We start from the raw sequence: 19,890 nt of genomic DNA, 5'->3' as shown, positions 1-19,890 counted from the left end.
CGACAACAATTTTTATTAAAAAATGGTAAACAACTCGGCTTTGTTAAGTCTGCTTTCCTTTAAATAAAAATCGGAATAATACGGTCAATAAAGATATGAATAAATTGACCTTACTGGGTAAAACGAATGTGAATGCCTTTATTTTACGCAATGGCAACTGTATTGCCCTGTTCATAATATAGAAAAGCTGCAAAACACGATGTACTGAAAAGGGAAAGCCCTTTTAACCTAAAATAAAGACACTCAAGCACTCGTAACTCCTTCCAAAACGCCAATTAAAACAACAGCTAACTCTTTTTATATTCCACGTGAAATACAGTAAAAGATTGAACCAAAATAGGAACTCAGCTATGGTTTGTTTATCAATAAAAACAAATAAAAAACGAGTTAATTTACAAGCTCGTTAGCAGTATTAGTTATATGGAATGTGTATTATGGATAGAGGTCAAAAAAACAAAATTAAACAGCCAAGTCTGCTTGAGCAAGTATTACCGACTGAAATGGGATTAATGCAATCATTAGGTGAATCCAAAACGCTGATTATAATGTTGGTGGTATTTTTAACTTTATTCGGCGGGTTAGGTTTGTTTTTATTAAAAATTTCTACGTGAGGTTAGTGGTATAAACTACTAACAAGCGACTACTAACTGTTTGCTTAGTTCTTTTTGCTACATATTACGACAAGTTATTATCAGCCCCTTATGCGGGCGTTGAGATTGTAGAATTACTCTTTTTAAGAAAACAACCTGTTTAATGGGTAATACATTTATTACACATTGTATTAAAGTGCTTAGAGTTAATTAAAGAAACTAATTAATTGAATTTGGCTATAGAAGTTATTCTGCAGCCTCGTTTTATTACTAAAGGATTATCGTGAAATACTCTAGGATAGTACTCTTTTCATTAGGCTTGTATTTATTGCTAGTTGCTTTATCAACAATAGCAACAAAGATTGTTGGCTTTGATGAAATGACTCAAAGTACCTCATTAACTTTTACTTATTACGTCCTCGGATTTGTAACCTCTTTAATCGTTTATTGTTACCTAGGCTATAAGCAAACAGTGAGTCCGTATAAACAAGCCTTTTTAGTTGCGGCGGTTTATTGGTTTATTGATCTAAGTGTCGGTGCCTTACTATACATTTTATTAGAGATATCAATGGAGCCTTTAGTATATTTGGTTTCGGCTTTGCTGCATGTTATTGCTGTTTTATTAGGGACGTTACTTGGGGTTCAATTACGTAGTAAAATAATTAAGCATAATAAAAAATCGTAAAGCAGAGCAAAAACAGCTGGTTTTTGCTTTTTCGCCCTAACCTTAGATAACAACCTTACGGCCTATTTATTCGGCATAAGTAAAAAAGGAATTTAAATTTGCTATTCGATTGGTTTAGCTCTGAAAAGCCAAATGTTTATTTGGGATCGTTAGCTGTAGCTAATAACAGCCATTTTTCTAAGGTAGAGTCGTTTTTTTATATAACGGGCGATTCACTACAAGATCATATGCACAAGAAGCTTGAAGATATTTTTTGTCTTCACAGTATTTCGTCTATTAAAGAGCCTAAAAAGTCAGATATTGGTTTAGATGTTGTTATAGTTACTTTGCATGGTGGTGATGCATTCACTATAGATTTTGATACAGCTATTATTCCGCTATTTTGGCGACCAAAAGTTAAGTTAGTATCGCGCTTGTATAATATTAAACACAATAAGACGATTAAAACGTTTAGCGTTTCTAAATCTGTTACGTGGCGCGAATTCATAGCTAAAAAATTTAGCTTAAGAGGCTTTTTTCGTTGGGGTCCTTTGTACCATAACGAAGACATGGAAATACTGTTGTATAAAGCATGCTACGAGTTATTAAATAAAATGCGAAAGGCTATTTAACCAGTAGCCAATAAGAATAATTAAAATAAGATAAAATAAAAATACATTTTGCTCTTGGTGAACATTATTACAAACAAAAGAGGAACTCAGCTATGGTTTGTTTATCAATAAAAATAAATAAAAAACGAGTTAACCTACAGGCTCATTATTTTTCGAACATCGAGGATATTTATGGAAATTGAATATATTTGGGGTGTTTTAGCGGTTATTGCAGTTTTATTTATATTAATATTTGGTAACTCAATACCTAAGCATGGCAGCGTAACCGAAGGTGATGTTATTGTTGCTTTAAAATCAGGTCATAAAGTTAGAGCAATAAAATATTATAGATCTGTTCATGGTGTAAGTTTGAAAGAAGCTAAAGATGCTATTGAAAAATTAACTTCAAAAACATAAAAACATGCCCTGAAGTGAGGGCCAAATAAAACTCAGCCATTAATTGCAAGTTTTAAAAGGGGTGAGCCTCTTCGTTTTCCACCACCTAAATACAACCCTTATCCATTTGAATACCAGCGATCTAATAATAAATTGGGCTATCCCACTTATTTTCACTTCAGCGATATCATCAAACGCGCGCGAATCCCTTAAAACCAATTCTCGTAAAAACAAATTAATTATGGGAGGTTCTGTAGTCAAATAACGATACTTTAGTAAACGCTAGTTCATATTACGTCACGTAATATCCATACAGAACTTTAAGTTAAACATACGCTCGTGCAGCATTCCCATTTTTATTTGACTCAATTTATTGGATATTCTTTTTATGAAATTAAAGTTATTTATCGCAATTATTTTTAGCACTTCGATGTCGTCTTACGCGACAGAAGCAGTAGATAAAACGGAGTTTTCATTCGAAGACTTAAAAGCCCTAGCAAAAGCCTCAGCCGAAAAGCCCTATACGCCAACTAAGGTGCCAGCGCCGGAGTTAATCGATAAAATTACGTATGACGAACACTGGAAAATACGCTTTAAAGAAGATGAAACCTTATACCCAAGTGGAAAAAAGGCGCCCGTACAATTATTTTACCCTGGTCGATATTTTCCTGAGCCAGTAAGTATTTACATCAGAGACGATAAAAATCAGGTTCAAAATGTACCTTTTAGTAATGATATTTTTGATATGCCTGATGACAGCCCAGCTCACGATCTCCCAGAAGGGTTTGGATTTGCAGGCTTTAGAATAATGCGCCCAGATATGAAACCCGATTGGATATCTTTTTTAGGCGCGTCTTATTTTCGTACCGACGGGCCAGAGGGGCAATATGGACTGTCGGCTCGAGGTATTGCAATTAATACGGGTATGAATCAGCCAGAAGAATTTCCGCGCTTTTCTGCATTTTGGATTGGCCCCGCAGAGAAAAAAGGTGAAAGTGTGTCTGTTTGGGCATTGCTTGAAGGGCCTTCTATCACTGGTGCTTATCGATTTGGTTTAAGTAAAGATAACAAAGAAGCCAAAGGCCATATTACCTCTGTAACGGCTAATTTGTATATGCGCGCCGATGTTGAACGCTTAGGCGTAGCACCGTTAACCAGTATGTATTGGTACTCACAAAAAGATAAAACAGAAGCTAAAGATTGGCGCCCAGAAATTCACGATAGCGATGGCCTTGCGATTCACACAGGATCGGGTCAATACGTTTGGCGCCCATTAAATAATCCTCAGTCGGTGTCAACCAATAGCTTTATTGATGAGAACCCAAAAGGGTTTGGTTTAATCCAAAGAGATCGTGACTTTAATAACTACCAAGACGACGGCGTATTTTACAATAAGCGTTCATCAGCGTGGATAAAACCTACTGACGATTGGGGCAAAGGCGCAGTACAGTTAATCGAAATTCCTACAAAAGATGAAACGTTCGACAATATTGTTGCCTACTGGGTGCCCGAAAAAGAGGCGCGCAAAGGCGACGAGTTTACCTTTTCTTATGATATTGAATGGCGTCCACTCGATCCAAAATCAAAAACGCTTGCAAGCGTTGTAAATACTCGCCAAGGCTTAGGCGGAATTCCCGGCCAGCCTATTCCTAAAGGCGTTAACAAAATGGTGATTGATTTTGAAGGTCCAGCATTTAAAGGATTAGATAACAAAAGTGGTATAAAGCCGATTGTTGAAGCCAGCAACGGTGAAATACTAGAACCTATTGGGGTTTATCCGGTAGTTGGTACAAACCAATGGCGATTAGCGTTTGACTACAAACAAGCTAACAACAATCCGGTGAACATACGCGCGTATTTAGTTGATAAAAATGAAGAAGCTATAACTGAAACATGGGTAAGTGATGCAAAGGTAACGATTAAATAAGCCCTTAAATAAGCATTAAAGTAAAACGGGTGGCTATATTTTGATTTTCTGTCAATTATAGCCACCATAATGTCTTTAAAACGCCAATCAAAACACCATTAAAACTCCCTTTTATATCCCACGTAAAATACAGTAATCGATTGAATCAAAATATGAACTCGGCTATGGTTTGTTTATCAATAAAAATAAAAAAACGAGTTAACCTGCAGCTTGTTAGCTGTTTCGAGGGATTGTATGTTTTTTTTGAGTAAATTATTTTGTTGGGAGCGAGGCCGACAAAAATCAGGCTACGATAAAATGTTGATTTGTGGTGCTACGTGGCCAATTAAATTTGATACATATTTGCTTAAATTCCCACAAGGAAGTGAAATAGCACCACACACAGACAAAGTTGAATCTGGTAAACACTATCGATTGAATATAGTACTGAAAAAAGCAGATTTGGGTGGTGAGTTTATTTGTAGTAATCCGATATTTGAAACAAAGCGGGTTAAGCTATTCCGCCCTGATGTAAGTGAGCATCAGGTATCAAAAGTTATAAAAGGTAATAGATATTTACTCAGCATTGGGTGGATAAAAGGGAGCGCTAAATGCTAGATTTAAGACCTAATTGTGAATGTTGTGATAAGAATCTACCTGCAAAGTCCACAGAGGCTTTTATTTGTTCATTTGAATGCACATTTTGTTCTGGCTGTGCTCAAACGTTATTAAATAACGTGTGCCCAAACTGCTCAGGTAATTTGGTTCAGCGGCCAATTCGCCCTTTGGCTGCACTAAAAAATTACCCAGCATCGACTAGACGGGTATTAAAAGAAAGTGCTTGTTCGCCAAACACATAAAAACATAAAGTATAATAATTACATTTTCTGAATATGGAGATCTGATGAGAAAATCCTTTGAATTTACCGTTAAATCAATCAAAGTTAAAATAATTAACTCTTGGTTTAGTGGTGCTAAATTATATGTGAATGGTGACTTACGAGATACTGACAAAACTTTGTTAGCTATTAGGAATAATACTTTACTATCTGCAAATTTAGGTGAGTTGGGTGTTCTAGAAATCAAGCCATTATCGGGGCTAATTACCGTTGAAATGGATGCATATTTGGTCAATGGTACAAACATTCAACATGTATATAGCTCACATAAACGCCTTAGCCTAAAAGAGCAAAGGGCAGCTCGATAAAGCTACTTTAAATAACGTATATTCCTGTGTTTTCCTGCATTTACCTGCCTTCAGTAATAACCTCCAAATGACTTTGAGGAGGTTTAAGCCCCTAAGCATACCAAGTTAATATACTTGGTTTACTCGATTACCTTAAAATCACTCACACTCTTTCACATAAAGTAAAAGCGCGCTGTACATTACACTGAGTGCCTTTGTTACATCGCTGTCGATAACCGCTTCTGCTGGGTGATGGCTTATACCGCCAGGGCTGCGTATAAACAACATGCCAACGGGGCAAATTGGAGCGATTGCCATTGCATCGTGCCCTGCGCCTGAGGCAAGTGAAGGCGATGCTTGGTTATTGAGTTTACATGCGCTTGAAAACAAATGCTGAATAGTGGTGTCGCACGCAACGGCATCGGCGGCATGCGTCCATTGCCAATCAAGCGTTAAATTGCGTTTGCTTGCTATAGATTGAGCGCTGTTTTGTATGACGCTTAGTAAGTTAGCGAGATCGGTGTCGCTTTGTGCGCGTGCGTCTAGGCTTATGGTTGTTTTGCCTGCAATCACGTTTGTAGCCCCAGGGCGAGACTGTATTTGCCCTACGGTGGCAACTTCGCCATTTTTAGCATTACTTGCTAGTTTTTCAATTTCGGTTACTAATTCAGCGCAGCCTGCTAGTGAATCCTGCCTCAAGTTCATTGGGGTTGTACCCGCATGACCGCTTTGGCCTGTTAGGGTAAGCATGGCGCGCTTTGCTCCTGCGATTGCAGTTACAACGCCTAACGCATGATTAACCGATTCGAGTACAGGACCTTGTTCAATATGAGTTTCCCAGTAACCTAGTAATTCGTTTTTGTTTAGTGCGGCCTTTGCATAGTCGTTGGGGTTTAAACCAAAGTCCAGCATGGCTTGGCGCATAGTTATGCCGTTTGTGTCTTCAATGTTTAGCCACTGTGGGTCAAATTCGTTAGCGAGGGCTTTTGAGCCAATTAAAGTGGTGGCAAAGCGGGTGCCTTCTTCATCGCAAAAGCCCACTACATCTAAATGAAAGGGCAGGTCGAGCTTTAACTTATGTGCAAGCGCTGCAATTTCTATCCCCAGTAGTACACCTAAAATACCATCAAACGCACCTGCATTTGGAACGGTGTCGAGGTGCGATCCTATAATTAAACGTTTAGCATGTGGGTTTGATGATTTTAGTCGCCCCCAAAGGTTGCCCACTTCGTCTTGCCACGATTGCATGCCTGCCTCAACCATCCACGATGCAGTAACGGCGTTACAGTCTTTGTGCTCTTTTGATAAGTACACGCGGTGAATACCGCCTTGCATTTGCGATAGTGCGCTGAGGGTTTTACAGCGAGATAAAGCGCGTGTTGCGTATTCATCAGCAAGTTCTTTATCTAATAAAGGGCTGTGTTGTGGGCTTACAATCGTCATGCTAAATCCTTTTTTTATTTATAGTGAGCAAGGGCGGCAATAGCGGCTTCGCCTTTAGGGCCTTTGTAACCGTTGGCATGTAAGCAAGCGTCTAAGCTTGCGAGTGTTTGTAATACAGCATCTTTGCGGGCGTTGTAGCCCATAGTGCCAATACGCCAAATTTTGCCATGAAGTGGTCCAAACGAGGTGCCAATTTCAATACCAAAGTCGGTTAACATTTGCCCACGTACGTGGTCAGCATTAATGCCCTCGGGTATATACACACCCAGTACGTTGTTCATTTTATGTGTTAAATCACCAAATACATTTAAGCCCAGTGCTTGAATGCCTGTTAGCATGGCATCGCCATGTAATTTGTGGCGCGCTACGCAGTTATCCACGCCTTCTTCAATAACAATGCGAGCACATTCTGAGGCGCAATACAGCATGCTGGTGGCTTCGGTGTGGTGGTTAAGGCGCTCTTCGCCCCAGTAATTCATGATCATACCTAAATCAAAGTAGTTAGAGCGCACAAAGGGCTCTGTGCCGTCGGTATGATCGGCTGTGCGAATACCTGCTTCTACCTTTTTACGTTTTTGGATCCAATCGGCGCATTTATCGCTTAGTGTTAATGGCGCAGACCCAGAAGGACCGCCTAAACATTTTTGCAGGCCAACCGAAAGTGCATCGAGTTTCCATTCATCGGCAGGAAGTTCGTTACCCACAATAGATGCGGTAGCATCACAATAAAATAGTACATCGTGCTTTTGGCAAATATCGCCAATATGCTCAAGAGGTTGGTTCATGGTGGTGGATGTATCGCCCTGTACCATAGCAAGTACATGGGGTTTTACATCAACAATGGCTTTTTCGATTTGCTCTGGCGTAAACACTTCGCCCCACGGTACTTCTATTGTGTGCACCTTTGCGCCAACGCGTTCTGCTATTTCAGCAAGTAGGTGGCCAAAGCGCCCCATAATTGGCACTAGTACTTTATCGCCTGGGCGTAAAATTGAGCATAATACGGCTTCAATCCCTGCGCGCGATGTGCCATCTATTAGCATGGTCCATTCGTTTTTGGTTTTAAAAATTTCGCGGTAACGTGCCATGGTTTCGTTCATAAAACCGGTCATTACTGGGTCGTATTGGCCTATAAGCTGCGCCGACATAGCACGTAAAACACGAGGGTCGGCATTAATTGGGCCTGGTCCCATTAATAAACGCTGTGGTGGGTTTAAGGTTTGAACTTGCGTGTTATTAAACATATTTTAGGCTCCCAGAGTCTGAATAAGCATGCGTATGCCGGTTATCATTAATACAACGGCAAAGGCGCGTTTTAGTTGTTTTTGATCCAGCTTGCTACCAATTTTTACGCCAATAGGCGCAAATAAAATAGTTAGCGGAATAATAAGAAAAAAGGCAGGGAGGTTAACCAACCCCCACGTACCTAGGGGAGCATCGGTTGGCGTTGTGCCAATACTTAATAAGGTAATAACGCCAGGTAGCGCAATCAATAAACCAAAAACGGCCGCAGTACCTACTGCAACATGGGCACGTACATTAAATGCGTTTAGCATAGGTACGCCAATAGTGCCGCCGCCTATGCCAATCATTACCGACAAACCACCTACAATACTTGCCATAACGCCTTGACCAAATTTACCTGGCAGTTGTTTTACAAGCGCGGGTGCGCCGGCTCTAAATAACATGTTTAAACTGACTAAAATAGCAATACAGGCAAACATAAGTACCAGTGCATTACCGCGTATTGAGTGCGCTAAGTAGCTGCCTACAACGGCCATAACTAAAATAAATGGTGCCCAGTATTTTATTAGCGCAAGGTCAATATTCCCTTTGCTATTATGCGAGCGAATAGATGAAAGCGAAGTAGGTACTATGGTTGCAAGTGATGTAGCGGTGGCTATCATCATTGCCGATTCTGGGCTTACGCCAAAACCTTGCAGTAAAAAATACAGCACAGGGACGATAACAATACCGCCGCCTACACCAAAAAGTCCTGCTAAAATACCGGCAAAAATACCGGTTGCTATTAAGGCTACTATAATTGGCCATTGATTTATTATTTCTGACATTGTGTTCCTGCTGTAGTTACTGTTGCACGTCCATCTGAACGAGGATCTGTTGCAGCTTCAAGGCTTGTAGGTGTATCTAAAATAGCCCCAGCGTGCCCCATCATTTCGTTATTATTATCAACGCTTACCCAATCGTGGTCACGTTGATTTAATTCATGTTCTATATGAAAAACTAACTCTTTTTCAATTTTTAAATTTGTACTCGTATCGCCCCATGTGCGTCCAAGTAACCAACGAGGGTCGCTAATTGCTTGTTTTATTGATTTATTTCGCCACGCGTAGCCTGCAAAAACAGCGGCTTGAGTTTGTGGCTGCCCTTCACCGCCCATTGTTCCGTAAGCAAGTCGACGACCATCGCTAAACTTTGCCAGTGCTGGGTTAAGTGTATGAGCGGGCTTTTTATTTGGCGCAAGGGCGTTGGTATTATTACTCGCATCAATATCTTCATTGTTTAAACTAAAGCTTAAACCACGGTTATTCCACACAAAGCCGCCTTCACTCATTAATATTCCGCTGCCAAATTCCCAGTAAATACTTTGGATAAAGCTGACTAATTGCCCGTTTTTATCTCTGGCTGCCATCCATACAGTATCGCCAGGCTCTGCGTTAAATGGCCATTTTTTGGCTTTACTCATATCAATATTATTAGCAAGTTCGCTTAAGCGATTATCGGTTAGTGCGTTTTTATAATCGTCTCCTAATGCTTCAGGGTCAGCCCAAAGGGTAGGGCGATGGGTAAAGCTTTGTTTAGTTGCTTCAACAATTAAATGTGTCCAGTCGGCATCGGTTTTAGCTAAATGCTTTAACTTATTTACGGCACCAATTATTTGTAGTGAATGCACGCCTTGTGTTGGCGCGGGTAAGTTGTAGCAATTAATACCACTGAGGTTTGCATTTAGCGCAGTAACTACCTCGGCTTTAGTATTTGCAATGTCACCTGCGGTAATTGAGCTGCCTGCTTTTGCTAAGTCGGCGGCAAATGAGTTGGCAAGTGCGCCTTCATAAAATGCGTTTAAACCATGCTTTGCTAGGTATTCAAACGTTGCTGCAAGTTTAGGGTTTTTAAAATGCTGGCCTTCTTGTAAGGGCTTGCCATTGGGTATGTAGAGGTTTTTAAACGCGTCATTGGTATTATTTGCAGCAGCTAGTTTTTCGCAGCCTGCTTGCAAGCTTTTTGTAACGGTAAAGCCCTCGCGAGCAAGTGCAATGGCGGGCGCTAAAATTTTTGACAGTGGTAGTGCTGCGTGCTCATCTAGTTCAAGCGCTTTTTGCCAGCCGCGTATTGTACCCGCTTGAGTTAGTGCGCTTAATCCGCCGCGCTCTGGTATTTGCGTGAGCGAGTTATACGCCGTTGTATTAGTTGCTGCGCGGCCGCAGGCGTCAATAGCGGTAGGCGTTTTTTGGCTTGGGTTATCGATAAGCCAAAAGCTGTCGCCACCAATTGAGTTCATATGTGGATATACAACGCTAATAGCAGCGGCAGCCGCTACCATAGCCTCGGTAGCTGTACCGCCTTGTTTTAGTATATTTATACCCGCCTCTGTTGCCGAAAAATGAGACGCGGTAAATGCAATGTTGTGTGTGGTCATGCCGGTGTGTCCTGTTTAAAGTGTGCAGCTAGGTGCTTAACGCAAGCAAGTAGGCTTTTATCGTTACCGTGGCTCATCATTAATGAAAAACCATACGGATGATCATTTGCTAAATCAGCCAGTGGTAAATGCACTTGCGCTGAGCCACTAAGCCCTGCAATTGCCGAAAGCGTAATAATTTGCATGCGTAAGGCGCTTGTGTCGGCGCCTAATTTAGGTGCGGTTGTGGGGGTGGTTGGCAAAAATAAACAGCTGTTTGTATTTAGGTTTTTAGCTATTAGTGTTTGCCATTGGGTTTGTACTTTTAGTGCTTCTTGTTCTTCTTGATCAGTTAGGGCAAGCGCCATATTAAAACGTGCTGCAATTGCAGGAGCAAACTGGGGAAGTTGCCCCTGCAATTGAAGCCAATCTTTATGCGTTTTTGCGATTGCTCGCCCTTGCAGTACTCTAAAACTATCCGCAAGTTCATTTAATAAGCTGCTGTTAGGCAGTTCAAATTCTTTATGGTGCTTAAAATTAGGCTTGGTTTTTTCAAGCAATTGTTTAAGTGGGGCTTGTAAAGCAGGGTCAACGAGTTCAAATAACGGCTCGCAAATAACTAAGGTATCAACGTTATTAATAGCTTGATTTGGTAGCAGTACATTACCTACATCGCTTAATAGCTCAGCGCTTTGGGTAAGCCAACCTATGGTATCAAAAGAGGGAGCCAACGGTATTAGGCCGTCTTTTTCAATCACGTAATGGCTTGGCCTTATGCCATATAAACCACAATAGCTGGCGGGTATTCTAATTGAGCCGCCAGTGTCGGTGCCTAAGCCAATATCAGCTAAGTTAGCAGCAACGGATGCAGCAGACCCCATACTCGAACCACCGCAGGCATGCCCTTTTAATTTAGGATTTTGCGCAGCGCCATAATGTATATTATTACCCTCTAAGCTATAAGCCAGCTCGTCAGTATGGGTAAAGCCTATAAAGTTACAACCAGCGGTCATGAGCTTATTAACCGAGCTTGCCGTATTTTGAGCCGGTTTAGCTGTTTTAAACCAGTGTGGGTTGCCTGCGCTGTTACGCTCGCCCTTTACTGCAAATACATCTTTTACAGCTAAGCGATTGTTTGCAAGCACTCCAGAGTGGTTTGTTTGCCACAGGGTAGGACCGTGATTGCAAAATATACCTTTGTTGTTTTTTTTATCACTCATTTGCAGCTCATTATTATAAAACTGACCAAGTACTTACTTATTAAGTTAAGAGTGATTAAAAAGCGGGCTGGTTATTATTATTATGAATACCAATTTTATTAAAAACATGATCATTTTATCGGATTAAATAGCGCACTCACTGCGTCATTTTCTTCGCGTTATAATAGATCACTAATTTAATGCAATTGCTAAGGCTCCGCTTTTTAATCGGTAGTTTTGATTTTATATTGCTTAGACTAAGCAAGAGGAATGCCATAAATTAAAATCCTGTCCAACTGGTCAGGTTTTGTTGGGTTGTATGAGATTTGTAAATGTGGGCTGTAGAAATAGTGAGATTAAAATGAGCTAAAACAAACCAACTTGGTGCGCAGATGCACCAAGTTGGTCTCTATTTATATGGTTTTGAGTGCTAAATAAGGGGCGTTTTACTGATGATTAAACCGTTAATATCGGCGTAAACCCAATTGTTAGGTTCAATAGTGGTGCTAAGCATGGTAACAGCTTGGTTTTTATCACCAAAGCCGCGCTTTAAGGTACTACGCGGTGTAGAGCCTAGCGCCATTACAGGTAAGTTCATCGTGGCAAGTATTTCTATATCTCGGCAACAGCCATTTATTATTACGCCTTCCCAGCCATTATTTAGGGCACGCTCAGCCATAATATCGCCTATAAACGCAAAGCGTTTGCTCGCAAACCCGTTTATAACCAATACTTTACCTTCACCATTTTCATGCAATATATCGGCGGCAAAAGAGTTGTCTTCTGGGCAGGTAACGGTAACTACTTTGCCATAAAACGTGGTTTTTTTACCAAAGTGATAAAGGCCGCTGTCTGCTACTTGCACGTTATCGCGGTGATCGTCAAATAAATCGGGTGTAGTAAAGGATGTCATGGGTTAAGTCTCACTTTGCTCAGGTATTTTAAGACCAATACCTTTTAAAATTATGTGGGCAATTGATTGCGTAATTTGTGCCACATCGGTTTCGTCGTACTCTAATTTGTTCATTACGAGTAAAACCTCAGCCTGAAAGTCGGCGTAATATTGCGTGGTAGACCAAATAGTAAAGAGCAAATGGTAGGGATCAACCTTATCCATTTTATCAGCGTCCATCCATGCTTGAAGTACATCAACCTTTTGTTTAACCCAAGGGCGGGTATTGGTTCTAAAGTAGTTTTGTAAATAGGGTGCACCGCGCAGTATTTCACTGGCAAATAAGCGAGATTGCATTGGCTGATTTACGGCCAGTATTACTTTGCTTTTAATATAGTTATAAAGCACGGTAGCTGGATCGTCGTTAATTGTGACGTTATCGAGCCCTAAGTTCCAATTAGCTATTATGCGGTCAATCACAGACTCGTACAGACCATCCTTACTTTTAAAGTAATACAAAATATTAGCTTTTGGCACCTGCGCTTCTTTAGCAACCATGCTCATACTTGCTCCGTCGTAACCTAATTGCGAAAACAATTGCTCGGCGGCATCTAAAATTAGTTTTTGGTTTTTCTCGCGTGTGACTTCTTTTTTATTTGGCTTTATTTGTGTGGTCATTATAAAGTTTGCGTGTTTAACGTATTGATTGATTGTAGCTTTACTGACCAAAAGGTCAATTACTAAAAAGGGTGAATGCTAAAAACAAACGAGAGGTTTAAGCTATTAACTTTAGGGTCTGTTGATCTTTGCGGATTAAAATTTGTTCAAACTAGGGGCTATTTAATCGCGGCGCGAGATTTGTAACCTAGTGGGCTAAGTAAAAACCGAGCAACAAAGAGTAAGTAGCCCCTAGGAAGAACCCTTTGGGCAGCGCCTGTTTGGCATTAATGCTACGTTATAGCCTATTAATGGGGAATAACCACACTATATAGGCTCTGCCTTGCCTAAATACCAAACAGACTGCTGCAAATTTAACCTTGAAAGAACAACAGACCCTTATTGTTTAATTAAATAATTACTGTTAGTTTAGTTTTAAATTTACGAGTAGTACTTTAGGGTTAATATGGAGTTTTTAAGCAAAAATAAATACACGCTTTATGGAGTCGCGGCCATATTACTGTGGAGTTGCTTAGTTGCATTACTACGGGATATTTCTGAGTTGTTTAGCCCCATTGGTGGTGCGGCGGCTATGTATTCTGTCAGTGCGATATTTTTAATTTTGGTTATGGGAGTGCCCAAGTTTAGTGGTTTTTCGAAACGTTACTTGGGAGTAGGTACTTTATTATTTGTAGCGTACGAAATTTGCTTGGCGCTTTCTATTGGTATGGCAAACAGCCGTCATCAGGCAATGGAAATGGCGGTTATTAATTATTTATGGCCCACGCTGACTATACTGCTCTCTATTATTATTGGTCGTAAAAAAGTAAGTTTCTGGGTTTACCCAAGCATGATCATTGCTTTTTTAGGCGTTGCTTGGTGTATTACAGGCGATCAAAAAATGTCACTCGATACGCTTGTTACTAACTTTGCTGATAATCCTGCTACTTACTTAATGGCATTAGCTGCAGCGTTTATATGGGCTATTTATTGCGTAGTTACACAAAAGCTGAGTAATGGTAAAAATGCTATTACGTTATTTTTTACTGTCACGGCAATGAGTTTGTGGGCGCAATATGGTTTTAGTAATGAAGCGCCATTAACGTTTTCACTGGGCTCAAGCATAACGTTGCTATTAGCTGGTGTAGTAGTGGGGAGCGGTTATGCACTGTGGAATCAAGCTATTATTGGCGGTAACTTAATGCTGTTGGGGACGCTTTCGTACTTTACACCGGTGTTTTCTACTATTATTTCGGCGTTGTATTTATCTATTACGCTGAGCGCTTCGTTTTGGCAAGGGGTTGTACTGGTAACAGTGGGCTCGCTAATTTGCTATTTTGTAACGCGAGAAAAGCCTAAACAACCTCAAATAGCGTCTGCAACATAAGGCTAATTTTATTAAAAATAAGCCCTATTATTTTAGGGCTTTTTGTTGCGTGCAGATTATTTTGCATTATTTACCTGCGCTAGTAACTCTATAACTTTTTGTTGACCAAATGTTTGTGCAAATTGCTCTGCTGTTTGACCGGCTTTGTTTTGATGCGCGTTGTCGCAATCAAGTGATACGAGTGTTTTAGCTATACTAAATTCACCTCTAAAAATAGCGGCCATTAGCGCTGTGTTGCCACGGTTATCTTCTAGACAGGCATTAGCGCCTAAGTGTAAAAGTGTGTTAACCGTGTTTTTATTACCATGGTAAGTAGCAATCATTAACGCGGTGTAGCCTTTATTGTTGTAGCTGTCGATAGGAATACCGGCATCTACAAATTGCTCTATTACAGCTGTGTCGTTTGTGCGTGCTGCGGCAAAGTAATAAGCAAATAAACTATCGTATTGAGTTTTTGCAGAATGTTGGGTTTCAGATTGCGTACTGGGTGTTTGTGTATCTGATGTATTTTGAGCGTAAACGCTACTGGTAAAGCTCAGAAATAGAGCGACTATAATTAATAAATTACGCATAACAATTGTCTCTTATAAAAGAGGAAGGGTTTATTCCTTCCTCATGATTGTGGTTTAAATAGCTATTTAGTTGGGACTAATTGCTTTTAACTAGTTGCTTATAAGTTAGCGGCTAGTTGTTTAACCATTTTAATATCGCCGTTTACAGCTTTAGTTAAGCGTGTACCGTACTCACTATCAGCTTTATAAAAGTGGCTAAGCATTTTGTGTTTAACACTGCTGTTTTGCACTTTTCCTAAATCGCCTGCTAGGTTATTAATTAGGTTTGTACGTTCTTGCTTGCTAAAACCACGGTATATAACACCAGCTTGCGCGAAGTTTTGCTGCTTTTTAATCGCAGCTTGTTGTACAAAGCCTTTTAGCTCTGTGTTACTTCTACGTGCAATTGGGTTTTCAGCTACGTTTTCTTGGCTTGGCTGGTAGTTCACATTACTTGTAGTGTTACCAATATTCATTGCGCCGTCTTGGTTGTAGTTAACCACTTCAACTTTTGCACGGTTAATTGGCAGTTGCTGGTGGTTAGCACCTAGGCGGTACATTTGTGTATCAGCGTAAGAAAACATACGACCTTGTAATAGTCTGTCTTCTGATGGCTCAATACCTGGAATAATGTTTGCCGGTGCCATTGCTACTTGTTCCGTAGATTGGAAGAAGTTAGTTGGCATACGGTTTAGGGTCATTGTTCCTACTTTAGTTTCTTTAATGTCTAACCACATTTTTGTTGCATCTAACGGGTTGTAATCAAAGTCATCAAGCTGCGATGGATCAAGCGTTTTAATGTACAGATCCCATTTAGGGAAATTGCCTTTGCCAATTTCGCTGTAAAGGTCGCGTGTTAAGTGTTGGAAGTCTTGGCTTTGCACTTTAGCTACTTCTTTTGCGTCAAGGTTATCAATACCTTGTTGGCTTACCCAATGAAACTTAACGTATTTAACATCGCCCGATTTGTTAATCATTTTGTATGCATGTACACCCCAACCGTCCATTTTACGAAGACTTGCTGGTGTACCGTAGTCGCTGTAAACCCACGTTAGCATTTGTGTAGAACCTGGTTCGTGCGAGAAAAAGTCAAATACGCGGTTAGGATCTTGAATATTATCAACCGGAGATGGTTTTAAAGAGTGAACCATGTCTGGAAATTTAATCGCATCGCGAATAAAGAACACCGGTAAGTTGTTACCTACTAAATCCCAGTTACCTTGGTCTGTGTAAAACTTAGTTGCAAAGCCACGTGGGTCACGCAGTGTTTCTGGGCTGCCTTTTGAGTGAATTACCGATGAAAAACGAACAAATACGTCTGTTTCTTTACCAGCTTTTGCAAACGGTGCTGCAATTGTTAAATCATCTAGCTCTTTTGATGCTACAAACACACCGTGTGCGCCAGTACCACGAGCATGCACAACACGCTCAGGAATACGCTCACGTGCAAAGCGTTGCAGTTTTTGAATTAGTTGCACGTCTTCTAGTAATACACTGCCACGTTCGCCAGCAGTAATTGAATTTTGGTTATCGCCAACAGCTGCGCCGTTATCTTTAGTAAGAGTTGCTGCTGCGCTTGCCGGTAATGCCATTGCAAGTGCCAGTGCAGTTAGTGTTAATTTTGTTTTGTTTATTTGAGTATTCATTGTCGACCTCATCTATTTAAAAGTGCCGGCAGTGGTGCAGGCTGTTAATCTGTTAACGATAGTATTAATTTTATTAACTTCGGTAAAACTGATTAATTAGATTGATGTAATTTGTAAAACAGATGAAATGAATTTGCAGATACACTTTTTACATTAATGTAATTTTTTTACTACGACCTTAGTCGCAATATGCTTTTATAAAATTTATTAAATACAAAGGTTTTTAGTTTTATCTGGCGGTATTTTCACCAAGCTGGTGCGTTTTATACTTACAGTGTGTTGACATATTCGCACAATAAAGGGAATATGCTCAACCAGTGAGCTTATGCCCATTACTGAGTTGCACTAAAAAGTTGCACAATATTAATCGCGCTTAACTCGTTATACTTAAATTAGCTAAACCAAACAGTGTTAATAAGGTGACAAGATGAATACTAATATTGAGCTAGTGATATTTGATTGTGATGGCGTTGTTATTGATAGCGAAATTTTAAGCGCACAAGTACTCATTAATATGCTTGTTGAAAAAGGCGTTGAGATTGACCGCGCTTATGTACAGCAACACTTTTTAGGCTGCAACTTTAAAACAGTAAGCCAAAAAATAGCGGATGCATTTAATGTCACTCTTCCTGAAAGCTTTGAAGGTGACTACCGCGAGGCACTATTAAACGAATTTGAAACCGGACTAACCACGACTGATGGTATAGAAGACGTACTTAACAATTTAGCTGTGCCTATTTGTATAGCTACAAGCAGTAGCCCAGCACGCACCGCAAAAGCGTTGAGCGTAGTGAGTTTAAGTAAGTACTTTAGCGATACGGTTTTTACCAGCAGCGAAGTTAAGCGTGGTAAACCGGCGCCTGATTTATTTTTACATGCAGCTAAGCAAATGGGTGTAAAGCCAGAGCATTGCTTAGTAATTGAAGACAGTAAAGCCGGCGTAAATGCAGGAATTGACGCCAATATGCAAGTACTGCATTACAGCGGTGGGCAACATATGCAAGGCTCTGTTAATCATGTACACAGTGCTTACCCAAATGTTGATCATTTAACGCATTGGCAAGATTTTTTTAGTGCATACCCTGCACTTAAAAAGCAGTAAACACGCAGCTTTTTAAATAAACAAAGTTTTAAACGCGATTTGCTCGCCTTACACACTGACAGGCAAGCAAACGCAAAATATAAATGTAGATGGTTTTGCTTTACTAAAAATAAAACAAAACATGGCAAAAGATCATGCGTTTATAAGCCAAATTATAAAAGGCAAAGTATGTAGGTACTATGCCAATCTGCTTAAATATAGAGTGATTTAACTTGTTAAATTATTCAAATAGTTATGCAGATTGGTATCAAATGCTTTGCTGTTAACAATAGGAAATACCATGGCAACGAGTCCACACACACAAACATTTAAAGATGTAAACGAAGAGCAACTTCCTGTTGCTAATAATAAGCTTCACGGCTGGAAGCATTTTGCAGGGCTATACGCCGGCGAACATGTTGCGGCTACTGAATTTGTTATTGGTGCAACGTTTGTTGCATTAGGCGCTTCAACCATCGACATTCTACTGGGTTTATTAATAGGTAACCTGTTAGCAATGTGTTCTTGGTGGCTGATTACTGCACCCATTGCAGTAGAAACCCGCTTAAGTTTATATAACTACTTAAACAAAATTGCTGGTAACTCAATGACCAAGCTCTATAACTGGGCTAACGTGGTTATTTTTAGTGTTATATCGGCCGCGATGATCACGGTATCCTCCACCGCCGTGCGGTTTTTGTTTGATATACCTGCGCAACTTGATTGGTATCCAAATAGCTTTTGGTTTGTAGCCATTGTTTTAGCTGTTGGCTCCATTGTTGTATTTGTTGCGATGTATGGCTTTTCTACGGTTGCTGACTTTTCAAAGCTGTGTGCGCCGTGGCTATTTGTTATATTTATTGCAGGCTCGTTTGCGTTATTCCCTGAGCTTTCAAATCACGTATTAGGTTCTACCTCTTTAACTAGCTTTAGCGACTTTATGACCATAGGTGACTCCTCCATATGGACGGGCACCAATGCCGATGGTGAAAAGGGCATTGGCCTATTAGAAGTGATTGGCTTTGCATGGGCTGCTAACTCAATAACTCACTTTGGTTTAATCGACATGGCTATTTTTAGATTTGCTAAACGCAAAAGCTATGGTTTGTTTTCTGGTGTGGGCATGTTTTTTGGTCATTACTTAGCGTGGATCTCTGCCGGTATTATGGGCGCAGGTGTTGCGGTATTACTTAAAACAACTATTTCATCACTTGATCCGGGCGATGTTGCATACCATGCATTAGGTTGGACTGGTTTTGTTATTGTAATTATTGCCGGTTGGACTACAGCTAACGCAAACCTTTACCGTGCAGGCCTTGCAGCGCAATCTATATTTGTTAATCAATCACGTGAACGCACCACCGCTATTGTAGGTGTTGTAACCGTAATTATTGCGTGTTTCCCGTTTGTATTTTCTCAAATGCTTCCGCTACTTACATACGCAGGCTTATTAGTTGTACCAGTAGGCGGCATTGTGTTTGCTGAGCATGTGTTATTTCCTAAAATTGGCCTAACACGTTACTGGGCTAAATATAAAAATATTACCCGCAGCGTACCGGCTATAGCATCTTGGGCGTTAGCACTTGTGTTTGGCTTTGGCTTAAACGCAATTGATGTAATGTCGTTTTACTACTTGTTTATTCCTACATGGATTTTCACCATTGTTGTTTACACGCTTTTAGCTAAAAAATACGGCGCTGGTGACGACTACACACAAGAAATTGCAGCAGAAAAACAAGAGCAACGTGATATTAAAGAATATCAAGCAGCTGAGGCTAAAGACATTCCAAAGCCAGTAATTGACAGCTCTGTATTTACAAAAGTACTTAACGCAGTTTCTACGGTTTCACTGGTTATTATTTTCATATTTGCCAGCCAAGTGATGTTTTTCAGTGAAACTATGAGTATGTACAGCGCTAATAAATCGCAATTCGAAATAGCCTGTTTTATTTGTACTGTTATTTATTTTGTTACTGCGTACTGGTCGTTAAAACGCCATAAAGTACTCAACACAGCATCGTAATACAGTATCGTAATTTAT

General features: G+C 40.2%; 20 protein-coding genes. 11 read left to right on the top strand and 9 right to left on the bottom strand.

Annotated elements, in window-relative coordinates; all coding sequences use genetic code 11:
• The first annotated feature begins 434 nt into the window (after window positions 1-434).
• From H5118_RS01090 to H5118_RS01055, 8 genes are all read left to right on the top strand, one after another.
• The gene (locus H5118_RS01090) at window positions 435-611 is read left to right on the top strand and encodes a hypothetical protein (RefSeq protein ID WP_171972314.1); all 177 of its coding nucleotides are present in this window, start codon (window positions 435-437) and stop codon (window positions 609-611) included.
• Between the two features lie 262 nt (window positions 612-873).
• A complete protein-coding gene (locus tag H5118_RS01085; RefSeq protein WP_310736083.1) occupies window positions 874-1,275 on the top strand; it encodes a hypothetical protein in 402 nt (133 codons plus the stop codon).
• Window positions 1,276-1,373: 98 nt separating this feature from the next.
• Window positions 1,374-1,886, top strand: coding sequence for a hypothetical protein (locus H5118_RS01080; protein ID WP_024596157.1), 513 nt, complete (start codon window positions 1,374-1,376; stop codon window positions 1,884-1,886).
• 171 nt (window positions 1,887-2,057) lie between these two features.
• The gene (locus tag H5118_RS01075) at window positions 2,058-2,282 is read left to right on the top strand and encodes a ribosomal protein L7/L12 (protein ID WP_007378552.1); all 225 of its coding nucleotides are present in this window, start codon (window positions 2,058-2,060) and stop codon (window positions 2,280-2,282) included.
• 367 nt (window positions 2,283-2,649) lie between these two features.
• Entirely contained in the window at window positions 2,650-4,188 is a 1,539-nt protein-coding gene (locus tag H5118_RS01070; protein WP_182747427.1) for a glucan biosynthesis protein, read from the top strand.
• 234 nt (window positions 4,189-4,422) lie between these two features.
• Window positions 4,423-4,785, top strand: a complete 363-nt coding sequence (locus H5118_RS01065; protein WP_149593221.1) for a 2OG-Fe(II) oxygenase — start codon at window positions 4,423-4,425, stop codon at window positions 4,783-4,785.
• The gene (locus tag H5118_RS01060) at window positions 4,779-5,027 is read left to right on the top strand and encodes a DUF1272 domain-containing protein (RefSeq protein WP_182747425.1); all 249 of its coding nucleotides are present in this window, start codon (window positions 4,779-4,781) and stop codon (window positions 5,025-5,027) included. The genes H5118_RS01065 and H5118_RS01060 overlap by 7 nt, the downstream gene beginning before the upstream one ends.
• Window positions 5,028-5,071: 44 nt before the next feature.
• Window positions 5,072-5,374, top strand: coding sequence for a hypothetical protein (locus H5118_RS01055; protein WP_007584337.1), 303 nt, complete (start codon window positions 5,072-5,074; stop codon window positions 5,372-5,374).
• A gap of 138 nt (window positions 5,375-5,512) precedes the next feature.
• Here the strand turns inward: H5118_RS01055 and H5118_RS01050 are convergent, their stop codons facing one another.
• From H5118_RS01050 to H5118_RS01020, 7 genes are all read right to left on the bottom strand, one after another.
• Window positions 5,513-6,796, bottom strand: a complete 1,284-nt coding sequence (locus tag H5118_RS01050) for an allantoate amidohydrolase (protein WP_182747424.1) — start codon at window positions 6,794-6,796, stop codon at window positions 5,513-5,515.
• A gap of 14 nt (window positions 6,797-6,810) precedes the next feature.
• Window positions 6,811-8,040, bottom strand: coding sequence for an alanine--glyoxylate aminotransferase family protein (locus H5118_RS01045; RefSeq protein WP_182736717.1), 1,230 nt, complete (start codon window positions 8,038-8,040; stop codon window positions 6,811-6,813).
• A gap of 3 nt (window positions 8,041-8,043) precedes the next feature.
• Window positions 8,044-8,868 (bottom strand): sulfite exporter TauE/SafE family protein, encoded by an 825-nt coding sequence (locus H5118_RS01040; protein WP_182747422.1) that lies wholly within the window; start codon window positions 8,866-8,868, stop codon window positions 8,044-8,046.
• Window positions 8,856-10,457, bottom strand: coding sequence for a gamma-glutamyltransferase family protein (locus H5118_RS01035; protein ID WP_182747420.1), 1,602 nt, complete (start codon window positions 10,455-10,457; stop codon window positions 8,856-8,858). Before H5118_RS01035 ends, H5118_RS01040 begins: the two co-directional genes overlap by 13 nt.
• A complete protein-coding gene (locus tag H5118_RS01030) occupies window positions 10,454-11,656 on the bottom strand; it encodes an amidase family protein (protein ID WP_182747418.1) in 1,203 nt (400 codons plus the stop codon). The genes H5118_RS01035 and H5118_RS01030 overlap by 4 nt, the downstream gene beginning before the upstream one ends.
• A gap of 409 nt (window positions 11,657-12,065) precedes the next feature.
• Window positions 12,066-12,548 carry a putative 4-hydroxy-4-methyl-2-oxoglutarate aldolase gene (locus H5118_RS01025; protein WP_182692420.1) on the bottom strand — a complete coding sequence of 161 codons (483 nt, stop codon included), beginning with the start codon at window positions 12,546-12,548 and terminating at the stop codon, window positions 12,066-12,068.
• A 3-nt stretch (window positions 12,549-12,551) separates the two neighbouring features.
• Complete coding sequence (locus tag H5118_RS01020; protein WP_004334664.1) at window positions 12,552-13,205, bottom strand: TetR/AcrR family transcriptional regulator; 654 nt, start codon at window positions 13,203-13,205, stop codon at window positions 12,552-12,554.
• Window positions 13,206-13,650: 445 nt separating this feature from the next.
• On the opposite strand from H5118_RS01020, the gene yddG reads away from it, so the two are divergent.
• Window positions 13,651-14,571, top strand: coding sequence for an aromatic amino acid DMT transporter YddG (yddG, locus tag H5118_RS01015; protein ID WP_182747416.1), 921 nt, complete (start codon window positions 13,651-13,653; stop codon window positions 14,569-14,571).
• A 56-nt stretch (window positions 14,572-14,627) separates the two neighbouring features.
• Here yddG and H5118_RS01010 read toward each other — a convergent pair whose 3' ends face one another.
• Together H5118_RS01010 and H5118_RS01005 are read right to left on the bottom strand one after the other, a co-directional pair.
• Entirely contained in the window at window positions 14,628-15,143 is a 516-nt protein-coding gene (locus H5118_RS01010) for an ankyrin repeat domain-containing protein (RefSeq protein ID WP_004334678.1), read from the bottom strand.
• A 98-nt stretch (window positions 15,144-15,241) separates the two neighbouring features.
• Entirely contained in the window at window positions 15,242-16,768 is a 1,527-nt protein-coding gene (locus H5118_RS01005; RefSeq protein ID WP_182747414.1) for a catalase, read from the bottom strand.
• Window positions 16,769-17,195: 427 nt separating this feature from the next.
• On the opposite strand from H5118_RS01005, the gene H5118_RS01000 reads away from it, so the two are divergent.
• Together H5118_RS01000 and H5118_RS00995 are read left to right on the top strand one after the other, a co-directional pair.
• On the top strand, window positions 17,196-17,870 hold the full coding sequence (locus tag H5118_RS01000; protein WP_149593207.1) for an HAD family phosphatase: 675 nt from the start codon (window positions 17,196-17,198) through the stop codon (window positions 17,868-17,870).
• 280 nt (window positions 17,871-18,150) lie between these two features.
• Window positions 18,151-19,872, top strand: a complete 1,722-nt coding sequence (locus H5118_RS00995) for a cytosine permease (RefSeq protein WP_004334683.1) — start codon at window positions 18,151-18,153, stop codon at window positions 19,870-19,872.
• The last annotated feature ends 18 nt before the right edge of the window (window positions 19,873-19,890 follow it).

Source organism: Pseudoalteromonas sp. SR41-1 (assembly GCF_014164015.1).
GTDB lineage: Bacteria > Pseudomonadota > Gammaproteobacteria > Enterobacterales > Alteromonadaceae > Pseudoalteromonas > Pseudoalteromonas distincta.
This window is presented reverse-complemented; position numbering and strand designations above follow the sequence as displayed.